The organism is Peribacillus sp. YIM B13477 (assembly GCF_042787955.1).
GTDB classification, from domain to species: Bacteria; Bacillota; Bacilli; order Bacillales; family DSM-1321; genus Peribacillus; species Peribacillus frigoritolerans.
The window spans coordinates 21,343-27,451 of the sequence record NZ_JBHZPD010000019.1 but is presented as its reverse complement, the minus strand read 5'-3'; the positions used below and the strand labels follow the sequence as shown (position 1 = coordinate 27,451).

General features: G+C 37.5%; 5 protein-coding genes and 1 pseudogene. All 6 read right to left on the bottom strand.

Annotation, left to right across the window (positions count from 1 at the left end):
• On the bottom strand, positions 1 to 344 hold a 344-nt coding region (locus ACFX4H_RS26225), incomplete at its 3' end, for a cation:dicarboxylate symporter family transporter (RefSeq protein WP_377436546.1).
• A gap of 710 nt (positions 345 to 1,054) precedes the next feature.
• A pseudogene (locus ACFX4H_RS26220) lies at positions 1,055 to 1,120 on the bottom strand (peptidoglycan-binding domain-containing protein); the annotation flags it as partial.
• 167 nt (positions 1,121 to 1,287) lie between these two features.
• The gene (locus ACFX4H_RS26215) at positions 1,288 to 1,902 is read right to left on the bottom strand and encodes a HutD/Ves family protein (protein ID WP_034312846.1); all 615 of its coding nucleotides are present in this window, start codon (positions 1,900 to 1,902) and stop codon (positions 1,288 to 1,290) included.
• A 343-nt stretch (positions 1,903 to 2,245) separates the two neighbouring features.
• Positions 2,246 to 3,439 carry a sodium/glutamate symporter gene (gene gltS, locus ACFX4H_RS26210; RefSeq protein ID WP_034312856.1) on the bottom strand — a complete coding sequence of 398 codons (1,194 nt, stop codon included), beginning with the start codon at positions 3,437 to 3,439 and terminating at the stop codon, positions 2,246 to 2,248.
• 5 nt (positions 3,440 to 3,444) lie between these two features.
• Positions 3,445 to 4,389, bottom strand: coding sequence for a formimidoylglutamase (gene hutG, locus ACFX4H_RS26205; RefSeq protein WP_377436544.1), 945 nt, complete (start codon positions 4,387 to 4,389; stop codon positions 3,445 to 3,447).
• Between the two features lie 363 nt (positions 4,390 to 4,752).
• Positions 4,753 to 6,108 carry a sigma-54-dependent transcriptional regulator gene (locus tag ACFX4H_RS26200; protein WP_063591445.1) on the bottom strand — a complete coding sequence of 452 codons (1,356 nt, stop codon included), beginning with the start codon at positions 6,106 to 6,108 and terminating at the stop codon, positions 4,753 to 4,755.
• Between the last annotated feature and the right edge of the window lies 1 nt (position 6,109).

The following is a 6,109-nucleotide window of genomic DNA, read 5'->3' as shown; positions in this document are numbered from 1 at the left end:
GTTTGTTCCAGGTTATTCATATTCACACCAGCACCAGGCTGGATGATATTCGCTGAAATTAAACCAACAGCAATCGCAATCATCGTTACGACAACAAAGTATGATAATGATTTAGCACCTAGTTTTCCTACCGCTTTCAAGTCACCTACACCGGCAACTGCAACGATAAGGCTGGATACGATGATCGGCACTACGATCATTTTAATCATTCGTAGGAAAATGTCTCCGAATGGCTGTAAAAAGTTTTGGGCCGACTCATTACCATAAAAAATGGCACCAACGATAATCCCTAGAATTAAACCAATGAAAATTTGGCTAGCTAAACTTAGTTTGAATTTCTTCATTTACTTTCCTCACTTTCCCTTTTTCAATATGCTTAAGCTCTTTTTTTACTTTTTGACCTTTGCTACCATGACTCTGAATACTTAACGATTAGCATTGTTAATAAATCTTAACATTTCATTTACTTTATCATCGAAATTACATCATCCTACAAAAAACTACACAAGCCTACACTATTTATTTTGGAATATTCTGAAATGTAAACGCACTCACCTTTTTTTACGCATGCAAATATGCGAAAGAACAGTGTATAGTAGTACTTGTTCTTTCGCATTGTTTATATAAATAATGATTCCTAATCGATCGCTTCGTGAATGAATTTTTTCACGTTAATTCGAATATGAGTGCTGCTTGTTCCTGAGTCTTTTTGCAAGTGATGTAATTTCAAGTTCTTGTTTCGAATCCCCTAGAAATACACCAAGCCCAGTCCACGATCTTCCTCTCTGTGTAGCGATCATTTCTTTTGCTTCACTTGCAGAAATTCCGATCTTACTTTCCTCTTTAGTGCATTTATGTGCTAGATTGGAAGTTGTCCATAGTCCAGAAACAGCTGAGGATATATAGATATTTTCCTTCTACTAATTCGCCATTTTTGTTATGACCACAGGAAAATCCTTCTCTTCTCGTTTCTACTATTTTCAACTCTAATGTGCTGGCTTGTTTTATTCACATTAGCTACGTTGGATGTCTGCTTTTTCAGACCCAATGCATTCTATGTATTGGGACCTACAATACCGTCGGCGTTTAAGCCTATACTTTTTTGGAACTTTACGACTGAACTTTTACAAGATCGATTGCAGCATAATCGTCTTGGTTATGTAATATATCCGCGTTTTGTCTGCAGGTCCTCCTACAAAAGTTATTTGGATATGCTTTTAACCGCAAAATTTGAATGAAACTATACTTCTAGTGAATGTTTTTTGCACTGGAACCAGAATTTCTCTATCAATAAAAAATACTCACCTTAATAATTGTTGCAGTAGAGTCGTCATCGTGATTTGATAACTTTATATTTAATTTGTTGGAGGTATGATCTCTGTTTAAGGTTATTAAGTCACCTTGCTCTAAAACAATTGTCTCTTTTTCATCGATATTCATTCTACTCCTTCCTTTGAAACAATAGAAGGCGTCGGTTCTTTTCGAAGAATACCGATTATCCAGCACTTCCGCATGGGTTCCATCATTCATATGAATCGTGCTGATGTCACCTTCACATCCTTCCGCTAACATCAAATTAAAGTCAGTGACCTTCCCAATACTGCGGGTTGTCCAGCCACCATCAAACCGATCCTGTTCAAATGGGCTTAAATGCACACTGGGCTTTCCCTGATGTTGCAACGACATTTCACCATCAAGGATCATGATGATTCTCTGAATGCCTGGAAGGTGAGTAAATAAGGATTCGTCCACCTCGACTTCTGCTGTGCTTATCCGCCATTTGAAATAACGGTTCGAGTAATCAGCTTCTTCAGGATAAATGGCTAGTTGAGTTGTTTTACCACCTGACCAAAGACTGGTTATTTGTTCACTTTTCTTTATTATTTTTAGTGAAAATGACAATGATTTTCTCCCCTTTAATTATTAAACTTTTTCAGTGCAATTCAATTTCGGGCAGTATGGATATCATTAACAAAGATGCATAAGAGAGCTTAATTCCACTGACCTCTGATCACCGCAGCAGCATTCTTACTAAATCAGGCTGTGAAACGATACGATACATAGATGTAGATGATGCGAAATTGATAGGGTTCCGGTGCATGAATAATCATACAGAAAAACCATTGTGAATTACCTACTATATGGGCAATTTCGGAATAAAAAAAATCAATACCGAATGTTTTTGGCATTCCCAAAAACATTCGGTAACACTATATTTTTTGATTCCTTATTTAATAACAAATTATCATTTAAATAGATTAATACTTATAATGATGATTGGCATGGCAAAAACATCAATAAGAAATGCACCGACTATCGGAACGATTAAATATGCTTTACTTGAAGGTCCATATTTCGCAGTGATTGTTGACATATTTGCCATGGCATTCGGTGTAGCCCCTATACCATGTCCGATGAAACCTCCAACCATAACTGCCGCATCGTAGTTTTTGCCAAGAAAACGAAACATGATGAATATACTTAAAAGGATAATGAAAATTACTTGTATCACCACAATTAAAATAATTGGTAAAGCAAGGTCAGCAACTTCCCATAATTTTATACTCATTAATGCCATAGATAAGAAAATACCTAAAGTGATATCTCCAATAAAATTAATACTAGGCATTTCGATAATTTTCCCGTTTATTTTATCTAAAATATTCCGAACTATTACAGCCACTATCATTGCTCCAACATAGTTCGGTAAAACATAACCTGTCTTTGCCGAAAATAACTCTCCTAGATATGAACCTAAAGCCATACAAAATGTCAGTATTAACACTTGTTTCATGAATGAAGCTACATTTAATTCTATTTTGTCTTCCATTTCTTTCTTTTCTTGAATTTCAATATCCTCTTTACTTGGTGTTAATTTGTGTTTATTAATTAAATACTTTACAGTGGGACCTCCAACTAATCCACCAAACACTAATCCTAATGTAGCTGCTGCTATTCCAATTGCTTGGGCAGATTGAATTCCCAGTGATTCAATCGTACCGCCAAATGCTGTAGCTGCACCTATGCCGCCTTCCATGGAAATTGCTCCTGCCATCATGCCAATCAATGGATCAATCCCAAAAACGGGTGCTAAAGAAATTCCGATTAAATTTTGAGCAAATGCCAGAAACCCACATAACAACCAATATATTAATAATAATTTACCGCCGACTTTTACTAATTGGAAACTGGCACCCAATCCAACGGACGTAAAAAATGTTAACATGAATAATCCCTGGAGTGTCGTATCCAATGAAATGGTTATGTTTAAAAAGGTTTTAAGACTTGTAGCGACGATTGCAAAAAGTAATCCCCCAACAACGGGTGCTGGGATACAAAAGTGTCTAAATAATTTGACATTCTTAACGATGATCCCGCCTAGTGCTAAAAGCAGTATCGCTAAAAAAATAGTGATCGTTTGATTAATCTCGATGTTCATATTGCTTATCTCCTCTCCACACACATGAATACTTCATTTATTAGGTTTGCAGCTAGTTTTACAGTCCGATTATCACAATCTAATGATGGATTCACTTCACAGATATCAAATGAAATAGTTTTCGTATGTGAAGTAATCTTACGAATTAATTGTCTAACCATTTTTCCTGAAAGACCAAATGAGGAAGGGGCACTCACACCCGGTGCTTCAGAAGCGTTTATAACATCCATACAAAGTGTTAATATAATATAATCATGTTGATTTATAAAATTCAGAATTTTATTTTCGTTTTCTTCAGAGTTTTCATCTACTAATTCTTCTTCCAATATCCAAGAGCAACCAAGTGCAGTTGCAGTGTCAAATAATTTTTTAGTATTTCCATAACGTTGAATGCCAATTGACAAATAACTAGCTTGATGATCATTATCTAATATTTGTTTAAACATCGTTCCAGAAGAAGTTACTTCTTCATAAGAGCGTAAATCAAAATGAGCATCAATGTTGAGAATGCCTATTTTGGCATTGGGTCCAACACTCGACCTAATTCCTAGATAATGACCATAAAAGGTTTCATGTCCTCCCCCCAAAATAACAGGAAACATATTTTTAGATAATATTTTCTCTACGTGGCTTCCCAATTCAGCTTGAGCTGCTTCTAACTGTTGATTTTCACAAATGATATTTCCGAAATCAACTAGGCTATCTGCTGATTGGCCGTGCCAAGATAGAGATGATAAAGATTTACGTATTTCATTGGGAGCTTCTTTGCTTCCAAGTCTTCCTTTATTCCTGCGTACGCCTTCTTCACAAGAGAACCCTATTATTCCACATGTATTATTTGCTGATGTTGTTTGATTATCTTTAACTATTTGATGAATTCTAAATTCATCTTTATCTATTAGACTATCTGTTCTGCCTTTCCATAAATCCATATTTGGTAACGCATACATTTATTTTTCCTCCCCATAAATAAAAATACTTCATATTTGCAATCGCCAATAAATTTCGGGATGTACTGTTATAAAAGCTCTGGTTCAATGGCTTGTCCTTTTGTTTTCGTTAAGTTTGGATAGGCCATTGACTTATCCTGCCTGATTCATTTTGCACATCCCCGCTTTCGCCGCACTGTAACTTCCAGTCCAGCTCTGTAGACCATTATGTTGTATATCTATGTTCCCTCCATTCTGCTTAATGGTTTTACAACAATTTTATTAAGCAAGTTTCATGCCAGGTCCATTTCCATAAAAACAGTGGAAAATTCAGATATATTCAATATAAAAAGTAGGCGAAAATTGCCGCTCGGCAATTTCCGCCTACTTTTCTTCCCGATATTTCTTCAACTTGTCCCGCAATGTCCTCTCCCCGATGCCAATTGTTTGCGCTGTCTTCCTTTGATGACCGTTAAAAGTGGCAAGGTTATGAAGTATCACTCTTTTTTCGATTTCTTCAAGCGGTTCGCCGACATATACGGGGATTAGGGTATTGCCGAAAAATGGGCGCGAGCTTTTTTGGATGTCGGAAGGTAAATCGTCTTTCTGTATGTAAGAATCATTCGTTAGCGCTATTGCTCTTTCAATCACGTTCTGCAGTTCACGAATATTTCCTGGAAAGTCATATTGCTGTAAAAGCTGCAGCGCTTCATGGGAAATTCCTTCTACAGGTTTTCCCATTCGATCACCGATTTTTGCAATGAAAAATTCCAACAGCAAAGGAATATCCTCTTTTCGTTCACGTAAAGCCGGAAGGTGAATCGGAATCACATTTAATCTGTAATATAAATCTTCACGAAATCGATTCTCTTTTACTTCTTTAACCAAGTCTCTGTTTGTCGCTGCAATGATCCGGACATCAATGCTGACTTCTTCTATCCCGCCAACGGGCATTACCTTTCTCTCTTGTAGAACGCGCAAAATTTTCCCCTGCAGTGCCAAATCCATCTCACCGATTTCGTCAAGAAAAATTGTTCCTCCTTCCGCCAGCACAAAAAGTCCATATTTCCGCTGTGTCGCCCCTGTAAATGCGCCCTTTTCGTATCCAAATAATTCTGATTCCAACAGGTGAGTCGGAATGGCGGCACAATTAATAGCCTGAAACTTTTTGTTTCTGCGCTTGCTTTGATTATGGATGGTTCTGGCGACGACTTCTTTACCGGTTCCACTTTCCCCTTCTATGAGAATGTTGGAATCGATATCCTTCACTTTTTCGATGAGGGAGAATATTTTGCGCATGGCCAAGCTTTCACCGATGAGGCCGTTCACACCTGCCACTTTATCCAATTCTTCACTTAGCCATTTCACTTTGGACTGAAGGGTGTATACTTCTTCTGCTTTTTGCATCAGCACTTCCAATTCATCAATATGAAGCGGCTTTGTCGCATATGAAAACGCCCCCTTACGCATTGCTTCCACGGAAGATGGAATGGTGCCGTAGGCCGTCATCATAATGACAACAGTCGAGGGGGAGAGGCGTTTGATTTCTTCTAACACTTCCATCCCATTATATCCCCCGATTTTTAAATCCAGCAATACGATGGCGATTTCCGCTCTTTCGAAAAGCGGAAGCGCTTCACGTGGGTCTGTAAACGAATAAACGTGATACTGGTCTTCCAATGCAAACGTAAGTGACTGACATATGGTTGGCTCATCATCAATAATCATGATATCGTGCATC